This window comes from Paludisphaera soli (assembly GCF_011064595.1).
In the GTDB taxonomy this organism is placed as follows: Bacteria; Planctomycetota; Planctomycetia; order Isosphaerales; family Isosphaeraceae; genus Paludisphaera; species Paludisphaera soli.
In genome coordinates, this window is record NZ_JAALJI010000006.1 from 48,914 (window position 1) to 62,656 (window position 13,743).

General features: G+C 72.2%; 13 protein-coding genes. 7 read left to right on the plus strand and 6 right to left on the minus strand.

All coding sequences use genetic code 11. From position 1 onward, the window contains the following. Positions 1-138 precede the first annotated feature (138 nt). Positions 139-1,797, plus strand: coding sequence for an acyltransferase family protein (locus G6O68_RS09785; RefSeq protein WP_165247117.1), 1,659 nt, complete (start codon positions 139-141; stop codon positions 1,795-1,797). Between the two features lie 349 nt (positions 1,798-2,146). Here G6O68_RS09785 and G6O68_RS09790 read toward each other — a convergent pair whose 3' ends face one another. The 4 genes from G6O68_RS09790 to G6O68_RS09805 all read right to left on the minus strand — a co-directional run bounded on the left by G6O68_RS09790 (position 2,147) and on the right by G6O68_RS09805 (position 5,903). Continuing rightward, positions 2,147-2,839 (minus strand): PEP-CTERM sorting domain-containing protein, encoded by a 693-nt coding sequence (locus G6O68_RS09790; RefSeq protein ID WP_165247119.1) that lies wholly within the window; start codon positions 2,837-2,839, stop codon positions 2,147-2,149. Positions 2,840-3,482: 643 nt separating this feature from the next. After that, a complete protein-coding gene (locus G6O68_RS09795; protein ID WP_165247121.1) occupies positions 3,483-4,238 on the minus strand; it encodes a hypothetical protein in 756 nt (251 codons plus the stop codon). A 20-nt stretch (positions 4,239-4,258) separates the two neighbouring features. Then, positions 4,259-5,290 carry a DUF1559 domain-containing protein gene (locus G6O68_RS09800; protein WP_165247123.1) on the minus strand — a complete coding sequence of 344 codons (1,032 nt, stop codon included), beginning with the start codon at positions 5,288-5,290 and terminating at the stop codon, positions 4,259-4,261. 73 nt (positions 5,291-5,363) lie between these two features. Then, positions 5,364-5,903, minus strand: coding sequence for a hypothetical protein (locus tag G6O68_RS09805; RefSeq protein ID WP_165247125.1), 540 nt, complete (start codon positions 5,901-5,903; stop codon positions 5,364-5,366). Between the two features lie 121 nt (positions 5,904-6,024). On the opposite strand from G6O68_RS09805, the gene G6O68_RS09810 reads away from it, so the two are divergent. The 3 genes from G6O68_RS09810 to G6O68_RS09820 all read left to right on the plus strand — a co-directional run bounded on the left by G6O68_RS09810 (position 6,025) and on the right by G6O68_RS09820 (position 9,042). Further along, a complete protein-coding gene (locus G6O68_RS09810) occupies positions 6,025-6,288 on the plus strand; it encodes a hypothetical protein (protein WP_165247127.1) in 264 nt (87 codons plus the stop codon). 79 nt (positions 6,289-6,367) lie between these two features. Continuing rightward, a complete protein-coding gene (locus G6O68_RS09815) occupies positions 6,368-7,294 on the plus strand; it encodes a ketopantoate reductase family protein (RefSeq protein WP_165247129.1) in 927 nt (308 codons plus the stop codon). 389 nt (positions 7,295-7,683) lie between these two features. Next, positions 7,684-9,042, plus strand: coding sequence for a sulfatase family protein (locus G6O68_RS09820; protein ID WP_165247131.1), 1,359 nt, complete (start codon positions 7,684-7,686; stop codon positions 9,040-9,042). Between the two features lie 16 nt (positions 9,043-9,058). On the opposite strand, the gene G6O68_RS09825 is transcribed toward G6O68_RS09820, so the two are convergent. Both G6O68_RS09825 and G6O68_RS09830 read right to left on the minus strand, forming a co-directional pair. Then, complete coding sequence (locus tag G6O68_RS09825; protein ID WP_165247133.1) at positions 9,059-9,463, minus strand: HNH endonuclease; 405 nt, start codon at positions 9,461-9,463, stop codon at positions 9,059-9,061. 6 nt (positions 9,464-9,469) lie between these two features. Then, positions 9,470-9,769: a hypothetical protein gene (locus G6O68_RS09830; protein ID WP_165247135.1), complete on the minus strand. Its 300-nt coding sequence runs from the start codon at positions 9,767-9,769 to the stop codon at positions 9,470-9,472. A gap of 144 nt (positions 9,770-9,913) precedes the next feature. Here G6O68_RS09830 and G6O68_RS09835 point away from each other — a divergent pair, with 144 nt between their 5' ends. From G6O68_RS09835 to G6O68_RS09845, 3 genes are all read left to right on the plus strand, one after another. Continuing rightward, on the plus strand, positions 9,914-10,486 hold the full coding sequence (locus tag G6O68_RS09835) for a hypothetical protein (protein WP_165247137.1): 573 nt from the start codon (positions 9,914-9,916) through the stop codon (positions 10,484-10,486). A gap of 130 nt (positions 10,487-10,616) precedes the next feature. Beyond that, positions 10,617-11,981 (plus strand): carbonic anhydrase/acetyltransferase, encoded by a 1,365-nt coding sequence (locus G6O68_RS09840; protein WP_165247139.1) that lies wholly within the window; start codon positions 10,617-10,619, stop codon positions 11,979-11,981. Positions 11,982-12,607: 626 nt separating this feature from the next. Next, entirely contained in the window at positions 12,608-13,621 is a 1,014-nt protein-coding gene (locus G6O68_RS09845) for a DUF4349 domain-containing protein (protein ID WP_165247141.1), read from the plus strand. Positions 13,622-13,743: the final 122 nt, after the last annotated feature.

A 13,743-nucleotide genomic window follows, 5' to 3' on the forward strand; every position in this document is an offset into this window, starting at 1 on the left:
AGGAGGGGGGGCCGTCAGCGGTTTGTCGAACCGGGCCTCGCCGCCCCTCTGGATCGGAAGCAGCGAGAGCGACCGCCCCGAGAGATCAAGCTCGACGACTCGCCTCAATATCGAACGAGTTCGGGCGAACGTCTTGCCATGAGCCACCAAATCCCCCCCACCGATCGACGATCCGACCTGGACGCCCTGCGAGCCGGGGCCATGCTGCTGGGGATCGTCCTGCACGCGTCGCTCTCGTTCTTCCCGTCGTTCTGGATGGTCGCGGACCGCCGGCAGGAACCGGCGTTCGGGATCCTCTTCGCGGCGATCCACGGCTTCCGCATGCCGCTCTTCTTCGTCATGAGCGGCTTCTTCAGCGCCATGCTGCTGCAGCGTCGAGGACGGTTGGAGCTGGTGAAGCATCGATATCGGCGGGTGTTCCTCCCCTTGCTGCTGGGGATGGTCACGATCATCCCGCTCACGAACGCGATCTCGGGCCTCGCGATGTCGTCCGCACCCTCCGACGATCGCGGCGTGGCGACGCCGGGGGGCGGGGCCTCGACCCTCTGGGGCGCCGCGCGGGCGGGCGACCTTGACGCGATCGAGCGTCACCTGGCGGCCGGCGAGTCGGTGAACGCCGCCGACCCCGAACACGGCGGGACGGCCCTGCAGTGGGCTGCGGCCGCCGGCCGGGCCGAGGCGATCGAGCGCCTCATCGAGCGCGGCGCCGACGTGAACGCCACCGGCCGGGACGGCGGGACGGCCCTGCACGCCTCGGCGTTCCTGGGCCATGAACGGGCCGTCGAGGCGTTGATCCGCGGCGGCGCGGACGTCAACGCGGTCAACGGGAGCGGCGCCACGCCGCTGAGCGTGGCGAGCCTGGACGAGGGGACCACCCGCTACTTCGCCTCGCTCCTGCGGCTGGAACTCGACGAGGACGGGCTGGGGCGCCGCAAGGCCGCCATCGCGGAGGTCCTGCGGGCCCGCGGAGCGACGGCGGGCGCGCAGCCGGGACTGGCCGCGTTTCTGACGCAGATGCCCGTGTTCGGCCACCTCTGGTTCCTGTGGTTCCTCTGGTGGCTCGTGCTCGGCTATGCGGCCGTCTCGGCCCTCGCCGCGAGGCTGCCGACGGCCCGGCCGCCGGGCTGGCTCGTCCTCTCGCCCGCCCGCTACCTCTGGCTGGTCCCGCTGACGATGGTCCCGCAGGCGTTCATGGGCGGCGGCGACTCGCCGGGCTTCGGGCCGGACACCTCGACGAGCCTCCTGCCGATCCCGCAGGTCCTGGCCTATTACGCGATCTTCTTCGGCTTCGGGGCGCTCTATTTCGGGTTCGACGACCGGGAGGGGCGGGTCGGCGGTCGCTGGTGGGCCCCATTGGCGATCGGGCTCCTCGTGGTGCTGCCGCTGGGCCTGGCGCTCGCGGCGGGGTGGGACGGGCCGCCGGGCGTCGCGCTCGGGCCGCAGGCGCGACGGGGCCTGGCGATCTTCCTGCAGGCGGCCTATCCCTGGCTCCTGACGTTCGGGCTCATGGGGCTGTTCCGGCGGGCCTGCCCGGCGGAGAGCCCGGGGATGCGCTACCTGTCGGACTCGGCCTACTGGCTCTACCTCGCCCACCTGCCGCTGGTCGTGGCATTGCAGTATCTGGTGCGAGACTGGCCGATCCCGGCCGTCCTGAAGTTCGCGATCGTCGTCGCGGCGACGACCGGCCTCCTGTTGTGGAGCTACCGGGCCCTGGTGCGGTACACCTGGCTGGGCCGCTTCCTGAACGGCCCTCGCGTCCGGCCCGAGCCGGCGGCTACGCCCGCCGTCGTCGCCTGAGCCTGCGCCGTGGAGCGACCCTCCTCACTCGACGCCACCGGCACGGGATCGTTGTGAGGGCCGAACTCGGTCTCCGAACCCGTGGATCGGCGTCGGCCCGCTCCCGAGCCTTCGCCGAGATCCCCGACCGGCCCACGGGGTCTCCGTTCCCGTGACGCCCGAAGGTCCTGCCTCGCCATTGGGTGGCGTTGAGTGAGGAGCGTGCACGGAGACCTTCGAAAAGAGGCGGGGGCGCGCGGTGTTCTCAGGCCGCCCGCCCCCGGTCTCGCTCGTTCGGATGGTCGATTCGTCGTCCTCCAGGCCGCCTCCTTTCGAATCGAGCTCAAGAGGGGTACGCGAAGGGCGGGTCTCAGGCGCGGGCGCGTCGGCGGCGGCGCGCCGAGACGACGGCGAGGATCAGCCCCAGGCCCATCAGGCCCGCGGAGGCCGGCTCGGGGACGACCGGCGGGACGTTGCCGGTGACGCCGATGAAGTTGAGGACGAAGTCCGCGCTCTCGGGCGCGTCGAAGACGAGCGCGACCGAGGCGAGGCTCGTCAGGTCGACGCCGGTGAAGCCGGCGAAGCCGAACGAGACCAGGCCGACGGACAGGTTCGAGAACGAGACGGTCCGGGTGGCGCCGAACGTGTCGGTCAGCGTGATGCCGAGGGTCAGCCTGGCGTCGGCCGCGATCAGGTCGACCTCGAACTGCGAGCCGTACTGGGCCAGGTCTTCCCCGCCGAGCCCGGCGCCGAAGGCGTCGTAGACGATCGAGCCCGAGGCGTTCACCCCGGCGCCGCTGTTCAGGATGAAGTAGCCGGGGTCGCCGCCGGTCACGACCGCCGTGGCGTTCTGGCCGAAGGGGTTCGCCGAGACGGCGAGGTTCAGCGTGCGGGATCCGCCCAGGACGCCGACCGCGGCCGTCGTGCTGGAGGTCGAGCCGGTGCCGCCGGTGATCGAAGTGGACTGGGGCGACGTGCCGAAGTCGTCGACGGTGAAGTCGGCCCGCGCCGCGGTCGAGGCGAGCGCGAGCAGGGCGGCGAGGCCGAGGAACGTCCGATGCATCAAGCGAGTCTCCTGTGATGGCCTTGGGGCAGGGTCCGGGTGACGTCCGGGCCGGGGGCGTCGCGGCGGGGCCGGTGGGCCCCGGGGGAGGCGCGCCGCCCGACGGGCCGCGCCGCGGGGGAGCGGCGGGCGTGGACGCGACCCCTGGGGAGCGGGGCCGGTCGCGGACATTCTAAAGCTTGATCCACGTAGTTACAAATGGAGATTCGAAGAAATGCGCAGGTCGGCGCTTGTCCAAATGAGTGCGTGCCCCCGCGCGGGCATCAATCGCGGAATCCCTAGTATTCCTTGCGAATCCGGCGTCCGTCGCCGTTCGCGAGGCCGGCGCGGCCTCCTCGTCGACCTCCCCGGCGGGAGCCCGCAAGGGCGACGTTTCGGGCCGATTTCGGCATTCCTTGTAAAGCTTTCTTAAGAAATCAAGAAATCAAGACTACTGCATAGATATGTTGGTTGAACGGCCTGGGGGCGACGTCTCGGGCGCCGCGGGGTCGACCCGCCCGTGGACCGGCCCGTCGCCGATCCGCGGCCGCGCGAGCCGAGCCGCCGACGGTCCCGGTCGGGGCGGGAAGCGCGACGGCCGGCCCGGGAGGGGGTCTCCGGGGCCGGCCGTCGTGGGGGGGGGCGGGGGTGGGTCGCGGTCGGATCAGCCCCGGCGCGGGGCCGGGGCGGCGCCGAGCGCCGCGCCGGCGGCGGCGAGGGCGGCGATGAGGAGCTGGGCCGTGAGCCGCGCGCCGGGGGTCGTGGCCACGGGGCGGCTGGTCTCGGCCAGGGGGAACGCCAGGGCGCCGGCCACCTGGTAGGCGACGACCCCCACGACGCCGCCGAGCAGGCCGCCGACGACCGCCTGGGGGACGCCCCGGCGGCCGGCCGCGCCGAACCCGAGCGCCGCGCCGGCCGCCGCGCCGAGCAGGCCGGCGATCGCCCCCTGCATCGCCAGGGCGCCGAGCAGGCCGTCGTCGTCCTGGGGGAGGAGGCGGAAGCCGAGCCGGACGGCGACCTGCACGGCCGCGACGGCGGCGGCGGCCCCCAGGGCCGAGCCCCCGAGCGCCGCCAGGCCCGCGTCGCGGGGGGATTTGCGGGAGAGGCCGCCGACCGCGCCCAGGGCCGCGCCCAGCGCGGCGCCGAGCAGGCCGAAGACGACCGAGGTCTCCGCGAGGACGCCGGCGCGGTGGCTGGCGGTGGCGACGGCCGTCTCCGCCGGCGTGGCGAAGCCCGGGGTCGCGGTCAGGGGCGGCCGGAACCGCCCGTGCATCGACTCCTCCGCCAGCCACGAGGCCAGGCCCGCGAGCAGGCCGGCGGACGTCGCCAGGGCGAGGAGTCGGATCGTCGAGGCCCGCTCGCGCGGCGCCTCGACGACGGGTCCGGGGGTCGATCGGGGATCGACGTCGGGGGTTGACATGGGGAGGGTTCGCCTCGGGATCAGAAGGAGTCGGAGCTGATCACCTCGCCGCCGGCCTTGGTGCCCAGGGCCCACCAGATCGGCATCGAGACGCTGCTCTTGATGAACTTCACGCTGCCGTCGGCCATGGCCGCGTTCACGCCCCCGGGATGGTTGCTGGTGGCGTTATAGTAACCGCTGTGCAGCGCCCCGCAATCGGGCCCGCAGTCCATCCGGCAGGAGTTCCAGGGGAACTCGTTGGAATTGGGCGGGATGAGCGTCTGGAACATGCTCTCGCCCAGGGCGCCGAGGTTCCAGCGGTAGCCGCGCTGGCCCATGCTCCGCTGGGTCTTGAACCACTCGTTGCAGGTCTGCCAGTCCTGGCGCAGGGCGGCGAGGTTGTTGGTGGGGTCCAGGAGCCCGTAGGCGGGGCCGGCGCCGGAGCTGGAGGGGCCGTCGCGCCACCTGGTCTGGCGGGGGCTGTAGAGGGTCGTGGAGACGAGGGCCTCGGAGTAGGCGATGGTGTTGGACGAGCCGTCGGTGACGTGCTGGAGCCCGTAGTTCGCCTTGCTGGCGAACATCCCGGTCGACTCCCGGTTGGGGTAGAAGCCCGCGGTCGTGCCCACCGAGCCGAAGTAGTTGTTGGTGTTCTCGGTCCCCGTCAGGCCGTCCGACGGGCAGACGAACACCGCCACCTTCGAGAGGAAGACCGTCGTGTTGTTGGCGGCCCCGCCCCCCTGCCAGGTCGACCACGAGAAGTTGGCCGCGTCGTAAAGCGGGCGCTGCTCCAGGTAGGGGAGGAGCATGGCGTTGGCGCCCCAGGTCCCCCAGTCGGCCTGCACGCCGACGTCGGAGTAGGCCAGGGTCGCCGTCATCGGGAACGAGTTCAGGGCGCTGTGGTAGTTGTGCAGCCCCAGGCCGATCTGCTTGAGGTTGTTGATGCACTGGGAGCGGCGGGCGGCCTCGCGGGCCGACTGCACGGCCGGCAGCAGAAGCGCGATGAGGACGGCGATGATGGCGATCACCACCAGCAGTTCGATCAGCGTGAAGCCTCGGGACGCCTGACTTTTCATCGGGAACTTCTCCAAGGGATGAGGGAGGACGGCTGGGCGAAACGATCGGACGGGGATGAGAGGCGAGCCCCGGTCAGGGGGCAGGCTTGGGTTCCTCGGGGGTCGTCGCCTCGGCCGCCGGTTCGGCGGCCGGCTTGGACTTGGCCGAGGCCTTGCCGCCGGCCTTGCGCTTCTCCATGTACCCTCCCATCGCGTCCATCAACTTCTGGTCCTTGGAATGGTCGACCGTGACCGTGTCGCCCGACCCTCCGCCGTCGCAGCCCGCGAGGGCGATCGAGCCCGCCATCGCGACTGCGAAAGCCGCTTTGCATCGAAGCCTCATGAATCCCTCCGCCTTCAGGAATGGACGTGTGATGACGTGCGGACATCCTCGTGCCATCGATCCCCAGATCTCGGCGCGCAGGCCGAGCGCCCGGCCGTAAGGCCTTGTTGCAACTCGACTTCCTCGCATGCCTGCACGATGGATGGGGCCGGCGCGGCCGGGGCCGGCTAAGGGCCGGTCGGTCGCGTCGATGGCATCGGTAGGTTCTTCGCCAGCCGATCGGATAGCAAGCGAAAAATGCCAGCGATGGCGATGAATTTCGATGAATTGTTTAATATTCAGCGTCCGCATCGGCGGTTCGCGGCCGGGTTTCCGTGGAATTTTTCGGGCTCCCGTCCGGTCCGCGCGGCGACGGTGATAACCCTCCGTGGGAGGACGGGACGCGAGATGAGGCGACGCGAGGGGGTGGGCCGTGACCGTGAGCCTGACGACCTTGAAGCTGGTCTGCGAGCTGGCGAGCGTCTGGATGGTGGGGATCGTGGCGATCGTGGCGTTCGTCGTGGTGGCCGTCGACCGGCTGAACGTGCGGATCGCCGAGCTGGAGGAGCGGATCCGCGTCCTCAGCGGCGAGCCCGCCCGGCCGACCCCCGCCCCGGCGGCCCGTCGCCGGGCCGACTCCCGCCCGGGCCTCTCCACCCCGTCCCGCTCCTGGTCCTGGTCCGGCTCGCGGTGCTGAGGGGGGCGTGTTAGGGTGGGGACGCCGGGCGGGGCGAGCGGCCCCCGGCGTGAGGCGGGTCCGAGGAGGGGGCGAGACGGTGCGAATCCTGGTGGTCGGCGCGGGGGGGATCGGCGGGTACTACGGCGGCCGGCTGCTGGAGGCGGGCCGCGACGCGTCCTTCTTGGTCCGGCCCCGCCGGGCGGCGAAGCTGGCGGCGAACGGCCTGGCGATCCGCAGCCCGTCGGGCGACGCCCACCTGCCCGCGCCCGACGCGCTCACGGCCGACGCGCTGGCGGGCCGGGGCCCGTTCGACCTGGTGATCGTGACGTGCAAGGCGTACGACCTGCCGGGCGCGATCGAGGACTTCGCGCCGGCGGTCGGGCCGGGGACCGTGATCCTGCCCACGCTCAACGGGATGCGGCACCTCGACGCGCTCGACGCCCGGTTCGGCCGCGACGCGGTGCTCGGCGGCCTCTGCCTGATCTCGACGCGGCTGGACGACGACGGCGGGATCGTCCACCTGAGCGACGTCCACCGGCTGACCTTCGGCGCGCGCTCGCCGGCCCAGGCGGAGGCCGTCCGCCGCGTCGCCGAGGCGTTCGAAGGCGCGAAGTTCGAGCCGGTCCCCAGCGACGACGCGACGCTCGCGATGTGGGAGAAGTGGGCGTTCCTCGCCACCCTGGCGGGGATCACCTGCCTGATGCGCGCCGCGATCGGCGACGTGGTGAAGGCCGGCGGCGCCGACCTGGTCCACGCGCTTTTGGACGAGTGCCGGGCCATCGCCGAGGCCAACGGCCGCGCCCCGCGGCCGGCGTTCCTGGAGATGTCGCGGACGCGGCTCACCGACCCGTCGTCGACGCTCACGGCGTCGATGCTCGACGACCTGGAACGCGGCGGCCCCACCGAGGCCGACCACATCCTCGGCGACCTCCTCCGCCGCGCCCCGGCCGCGCCGCCGCCCACTTCCCTCCTCCGCGCCGCCTTCACCGCGATCCGGGCGCAGGAGCATCGGGCCGGCCGCTGAGCCGCTACGCGGTCGGGATCTCGGAGATTCCGGCACGCCTCGCTCAACATACGAGGGAAAGATCCTCGGGTGCCACGGGTTCGGAGAACCCGTGGACCGGCCGGGGATCTCGACGGAGGCTCGGGAGCGGCCCGACGCCGATCCACGGGTTCTCCGAACCCGTGGCACCCAGCGACCCGAGTTGATCGTGGTCCGGGCGGCCCGCCCGGACGTGGAAGGCTCGGGATTTCCGACGTCCGGGCAGGCCGCCTCACTCGCCCGAGCTTCAGATTCTCCAGACGCCTCGGCGGGATCGTGAGCGACGCACCGGACGGTAGGCCCCGGCTCGGCGGGCGGGTAGACTTCACGATCGGGGCGGGGTGGAGCGGCGTGGGCGGGGAGGGCGCGGGATGACGGCCTGGGGCGTGCTGGCGATCGCGGCGGGGATGGTCATGGCGTCGGAGGCGCCCGCGCCCGAGGCGCGGCCGAACATCGTGATAGTCTATGCGGACGACCTGGGGTTCACGGACCTGGGCTGCTACGGCGGCGACGTGGCCGCGACGCCCAACATCGACCGCATGGCCCGCGAAGGGGTCCGGCTGACGCGGTACTACTCGGCGTCGCCGATCTGCTCCCCCTCGCGCTGCGGGCTGCTGACCGGGCAGTTCCCGGCCCGCTGGCGGATCACCAGCTACCTGCAATCCAGGGCCGGGAACCGGGCGTGCGAGCAGGACGACTTCCTGGACCCCGCCGCGCCGAGCCTGCCACGCGTGCTGAAGGCGGCGGGCTACGCCACGGCGCACGTCGGCAAGTGGCACCTCGGCGGCGGCCGCGACGTGGTCGACCCGCCGAAATTCGCGGCCTACGGCTACGACAAGGGCCTCGGCACCTGGGAGAGCCCGGAGCCGCACCCGGACATCACCGCGATGGACTGGATCTGGTCGTCCCGCGACCCGGTCAAGCGCTGGGACCGCACGCGATGGATGGTCGACCGCACGCTCGACTTCCTGGACGACCACGCCGATTCGCCCTGCTTCGTGAACCTCTGGCTGGACGACCCGCACACCCCCTGGGTCCCCTCGGCCGAGGACATGGCGCCCGGCAAGGACGGCCAGGGCACCGGCAAGGAGCCGACCCCCGAGCGCCTGCGCGGCGTGCTGGAGGAGGTCGACCGCCAGGTCGGCCGGCTGTTGCAGGCGATCCGCGAGCGTCCCCAGGCGCGGCCGACGCTCGTCCTGTTCGTCTCCGACAACGGCCCCCTGCCCACCTTCGACCGCCGCCGCTCCGGCGGCCTGCGCGGCAGCAAGATGAGCCTGTACGAAGGGGGGACCCGACTCCCCTTCCTCGCCTGGGGGCCGGGCCTGGTCGCCCCGGGCGTGACCAACACGGCCAGCGTGGTCTCGGCCGTCGACCTGATGCCCACCCTCGCCGCGATGGCGGGCGCCCCCCTGCCCCCCGGCTACGAGCCCGACGGCGAGGACATGACCGCCGTCCTCCGCGGCGAGCGTCCCAGGCGGTCGAAGCCCTTGCTGTGGGAGTACGGCCGCAACCCGACCTCGTTCGCCTATCCCAAGGGGGACGACCGCTCCCCCAACGTGGCGATCCTGGACGGCGACTGGAAGCTCCTCGTCAACGCCGACGGCACAGGCGCCGAGCTGTACGACCTGGCCCTCGACCCCGAGGAACGCTACGACCGCGCCGCGACCGACCCCGAACGCGCGAAGCGGCTGACCGAAGCCGCCCTGCGCTGGCGGCGGTCGATGCCGTGAACGCGGCGTCGCCGCCTCAACCCGGCGGGACTTCGCCTTCTTCGATCAGGCTCTCGCGAAGCTCGATGCGGAGGGCGTCGTTGATGCGCAGGACGCTCACGGTGACGCGTCCGATCGGGGTCCGGCCGTGGAGGACGGCCCCCCGCCATCGGAAGTGTCGCGCCCACTTGTGGCGCCGGGGGTTGAACAAGGGGGTCAGCCTGTTCGTCCTCGGGTCGCGGCCGCTGATGTCCGAGCCCTTGTAGGAATTGCAGCGGAAGCAGCTTAGGGCCAGATTGCCGGCGACGGTCGGTCCGTGATGTTTCCGGGAGATGACGTGGTCGATCTCGAATGGGCGATCGTCGAACGCGGGAGAGAGGCGGCAGTACTCGCAGCGCCCTCCCGCCCTGCGCCAGACGAGTCGGGTGAGCTCGGCGTCCATGCGGCTTCAGGATGCGTCGGGGTGAGTCGGCCTGCCGGCCAGCGCGCGTCGCGCCTTCGATTTCAGGACCGCGAGGACGTCGCCGGCCGTGACGAAGGCCAAGAGTTCGGCCTTCTCCTCGGGGGTGAGGGCGTCGTCCTGGTTGCGGACGGCCAGGTCGTGCATGCGGACCTTGTCGGGTTCGCTGAAGCCCAGTTCGAGGATGTGGCGGGCTAGGTCGGGCGAGAGGGTCCCGCGCTCGCCGCCCAGCAGGCGGGCGAGGATCGTGGCCTCGGTTTCGTCGCGGCGGCGGGTGGCGACAGTCATCGATGGTGTTTCCTCGTCCGATCGTCCCATCGGGGGGGTAACAGGCTCGATCCTACCCGACGGCCCGGCTAAAGTGGAGGGGGCCGGGGGCGGAGACGCGATCCGGCGACGCACCTCGACCTTCGCTCACCGGCGGCGCTTTCCATGGAACCCTCAATCCCCCGCGAGCCGGACTGGGCGTTGGCCTCGACGAGGCTGGTGCTGGCGTGCGACGAGGCCGTCGGGCGGTTCGCGCGGGAGCATCCCGGGGAGGCTTGCTCGTTCCTGGCGATGGCGGTCGGGTCGTGCTTCGGCGAGGTGGTGATCGCGTTCGACACGCCGGCGAACGGGCTGGCCCGGGCGCGTCGGAACGAGGCGCTGGTGGTCCGGTCGCGGAACCGGGCGCTCGCCACGGAGTTCGGCTGGCGGAACGCGGGGTTCCACCTGAACCGCTCGCTGATCGCCCTGCACGCGCCGTCGTCGGCCGAGTTCGCGTATCCCGAATTCGCGCGGATGCACTTCGCCGACTGGGAGCCCTACTTCCTGGACCGGGGCCGTCCCGGCGAGGCCGACCCGACCGGCAAGGTCGCGGTCCTGCTCCAGGGTGTGGCGAACGCCGTCGTCGACCGGGGCCTGCTCCGCCGGCTGAACCTCGCCTCCCCGTTCTACGTCGGCGGCGAGTTCGCCCGCGAGGACCTCGGGCTGGTGGTCCTGCGGGCCACCAACTGGCCCTCCTGATGGGCGCCCGCCGGCGGGGACTTCGCCCGCCGAGGGTGGAGAGGCGGCGGGTTGCGGCCGATAACAGGAAGGAGTCGGGCCGTCCACGGAGGGGCTGCGCCCGCGTCCGAACCGTTCACGGATGAACCCGATGTCCAAGCGATCGCGCGACGAGAAGCGGCGGCCGACGGCGATGCGGCCCTTCGCCGAGGGGCTGGAGACGCGCCGGCTGCTGACGTCGGGCTGGCCGTCGTACCTGTCGGCGGCCGAGCTGCGGTCGCTGCTCAACGAGCCGGTCGGCTACCCGGTGGTGCGGCCGAACACGCCGGTCCTCCCCTACGGCCTGGCGGCGAAGGACGCGACGTACATCGACCCCTCGGTCGGCGTGACGAACGGCTACGCGGTGATCGTGGGGACGCAGAGCTTCATCGGCCCGTTCGCGAAGCTCAACGCGTCGGACGGGGTCGTGAAGATCGGCGGCGGCTCGGCGATCCTGGACAACGCCTCGATCACCGCCAACCCCACCCACGCCAAGGGCGCCGACGTCCCCGAGGTCCGCATCGGCGACGCCGTGCAGGTCGGCTACGGCGCGACGATCCTCGGCCCGGCCGTCGTCGGCGGCTACGGCGCGGCCTCCAGCCCGACCTCCATCGGGGCCGGGGCGGTGATCGACGGCGCGACGATCGAGCCCGGCGCGTTCGTCTCGACCCTGGCCCGCGTCGGCCCCGGCGTGACCGTCCCCGCGGGGATGAAGGTGCTCGCCGGCGCGAACGTCGTCACCCAGGCCGAGGCGGCCGACCCGGCGCTCGGCAAGGTGACGCCCGTCACGGCGGACGACCTGGCCGAGCTGGGCCGGACGATCACCGCCAACCTGCAGCTGGGCGTCGGCTACATCACGCTCTATCAGGGCCAGGCGGCCACCGGGACCAGCCCGGGCGTCGCGACGACCCGGACGGGGGTGTTCAACGGCAACCTGTCGACGGTCCTCGGCTCGAACGTCCAGCCGGGCCCGCCGACGACGTTCCTGCCCCCGGGGACCGCCCCGCGATACCCCACCCCGCGTCGGGGGCTGGCCCAGGGCGTGCTGACCGGCTTCCCCGCCCGGGCGACCGGCAACGCCTCGTTCCTCCAGCGGGCGCACACCGTGGCGGCGAGCGTCGGCCGGCGGAACGCGATCCGGGCCGACCAGGGCCAGCCGATCGCCGTCGGCTCGATCGCCCGCACCGGCTACGGCGTCACCCTGAACGCCCCCTACGGCGGGTCGCTCGCCATCGGCCAGCGCCTCAGCGCCGGCGACGGCGCGGTGATCCTCGGCGGGGGCCCCGGGAGCCGCTCCGTCCTCGGCGACGACGTGACGATCGGCGCGGGGGCCGTCGTCCGGGGCTCCTCGCTCGGCGCCGGCTCGACCGTCGGCCCGATGGCCTACCTGCTCAACTCCAGCTTCCCCGCCGGGACCCAGATCCCCGCCGGCGCGATCTACGTGGACGGTGTGCTCGTCGGCTTCGTCAGCCGCTGACGGGCCGCGAGTCGAGCCCTCGAAACGACACTCCTCACTCGACGCCACCGACACGCGATCGTTGGTGAGGGCCGAGTTCGGGTGCCACGGGTTCTGCGAACGCGTGGATCGGCGTCGGGCCGCTCCCGAGCCTTCGTCGAGATCCCCGGCCGGTCCACGGGTTCGCAGAACCCGTGGCACCCTCAGAGCCTCCATCGCATGCTGGTGGAGTTGAGTGAGGAGTGACCTCGAATTTCGTCCCGGACGGATCTCAACGCAACGGCCTTCCCCCCTGGCGGGGGAAGGTGGCCCGAAGGGCCGGATGAGGGGGGGCCAAGCGAGAAGGCCGTCGGAGTTCCGACGAGGTTCGCCGAGGCCGTCGGCCGTGCGGGCCTGGCTTCGAAGTCCGAAGCCCCCCGCACGCGTCACCCCCTCATCTGACCGCTGCGCGGTCTGTCTTCCCCCGCCAGGGGGGAAGACCGTTTCCGGCCCGCGAGCCCCTGGCTCGCGTCGTCGCTTCGAAGAACTCGCCCACCCGCCCGGCGGATTCCTCCGGGAACGTCCCAACAAAACGCGGCGAGAAGCGTCTATAGGTGTGGACGCATCTCCCATCTCCGCGAAGCGGACTTCCCACGAAAGGGCCGGCCATGCGAGCCTTCCCAGCCAGCCTCCTGACCCTGGCGTTCCTCCCGTCGACCGGCTGCGACGCGGACTCCTCCTCGCGGTACGCCAATTATGAGGCGAAATCGGCCGTCGCGCCACCGGCGACGACCCCGCCGCCCCCCGCCGGCATGGTCATCTCGGCGGACGCCTTCGACGGGAATTCCTCCATGGGGATGATGGGCGGGATGATGGGGGCGGCCCGGTCGGATCAGGCTCCGAGCCCGGCGGGGCCCCCGCCGGCCGGGGCGGGCGAGGCGGCGGGCGTCGAGCGGAAGGTCATCTACGACGCCACGCTCGACCTGGCCGTCGACAAGGTGGACGCGGCGGCCGCGCGGGTCGGCGAGCTGGTCGCCTCGTCGGGGGGCTACATCGCCGAGGAGAACATGACCGGCTCGCCGGGCTCGACGCGCTCGCAGTTCTGGAAGCTCCGCATCCCGGTCGACCGCTTCGACGGCCTGGTCCGGTCGTTCATGGCCCTGGGCGAGCTGGTCCGGTTCGACCGCAAGTCGCAGGACGTCACGGCCGAGTTCTACGACGTGGAGGCCCGGATCAAGAACAAGCAGGTCCAGGAGCAGACGCTCCAGAAGATCCTGGAGGAGCGATCCGGGCAGCTTGAGGAGGTGTTGAAGGTCGAGGTCGAGCTGTCGCGCGTCCGGGGCGAGATCGAGCAGATGCAAGGTCGCATCCGGGTGCTCCGGAACCTCTCGTCGCTCGCCACCCTCACGTTGACGATCACCGAGCGCGACCGCTTCCAGCCCCCCGCGCCGGTCGTGGCCGACTTCCCCACGCAGGTCGCGCGGACCTGGCAGGCGTCGCTGACGAGGCTGACCGACCTGGGCAAGGCCGCGATCCTGTTCGTCGTCGGCCAGGCGGTCTGGACGCCGTTCTGGGCGGTCGGCCTCCTGCTCGGCTGGCTCGGCCTGCGTCGGCTGATCGCGGCGACGAGGTCGCCCGCCCCGGCGGCACCGCCGGCGAGCCCGACCCCCTCCGGCGGCTGAAGGGGCTCAGAAGTAGACCTGGAACTGCATCCAGAAGAGGTCGGACGTGGACTGGTGGAGCCCCTCGTGGGTGCTATAGAGCGCGGGCCGGGAGGGATCTGCTGCGTCGGGCGAGCATCAGG

Coding starts and splice junctions, on each gene's coding strand:
- G6O68_RS09785 (WP_165247117.1), top strand. CDS start 139: ATGAGCCACCAAATCCCCCCCACCGATCGACGATCCGACCTGGACGCC.
- G6O68_RS09790 (WP_165247119.1), bottom strand. CDS start 2,839: ATGCATCGGACGTTCCTCGGCCTCGCCGCCCTGCTCGCGCTCGCCTCG.
- G6O68_RS09795 (WP_165247121.1), bottom strand. CDS start 4,238: ATGTCAACCCCCGACGTCGATCCCCGATCGACCCCCGGACCCGTCGTC.
- G6O68_RS09800 (WP_165247123.1), bottom strand. CDS start 5,290: ATGAAAAGTCAGGCGTCCCGAGGCTTCACGCTGATCGAACTGCTGGTG.
- G6O68_RS09805 (WP_165247125.1), bottom strand. CDS start 5,903: ATGCGGACGCTGAATATTAAACAATTCATCGAAATTCATCGCCATCGC.
- G6O68_RS09820 (WP_165247131.1), top strand. CDS start 7,684: ATGACGGCCTGGGGCGTGCTGGCGATCGCGGCGGGGATGGTCATGGCG.
- G6O68_RS09825 (WP_165247133.1), bottom strand. CDS start 9,463: ATGGACGCCGAGCTCACCCGACTCGTCTGGCGCAGGGCGGGAGGGCGC.
- G6O68_RS09830 (WP_165247135.1), bottom strand. CDS start 9,769: ATGACTGTCGCCACCCGCCGCCGCGACGAAACCGAGGCCACGATCCTC.
- G6O68_RS09835 (WP_165247137.1), top strand. CDS start 9,914: ATGGAACCCTCAATCCCCCGCGAGCCGGACTGGGCGTTGGCCTCGACG.
- G6O68_RS09840 (WP_165247139.1), top strand. CDS start 10,617: ATGTCCAAGCGATCGCGCGACGAGAAGCGGCGGCCGACGGCGATGCGG.
- G6O68_RS09845 (WP_165247141.1), top strand. CDS start 12,608: ATGCGAGCCTTCCCAGCCAGCCTCCTGACCCTGGCGTTCCTCCCGTCG.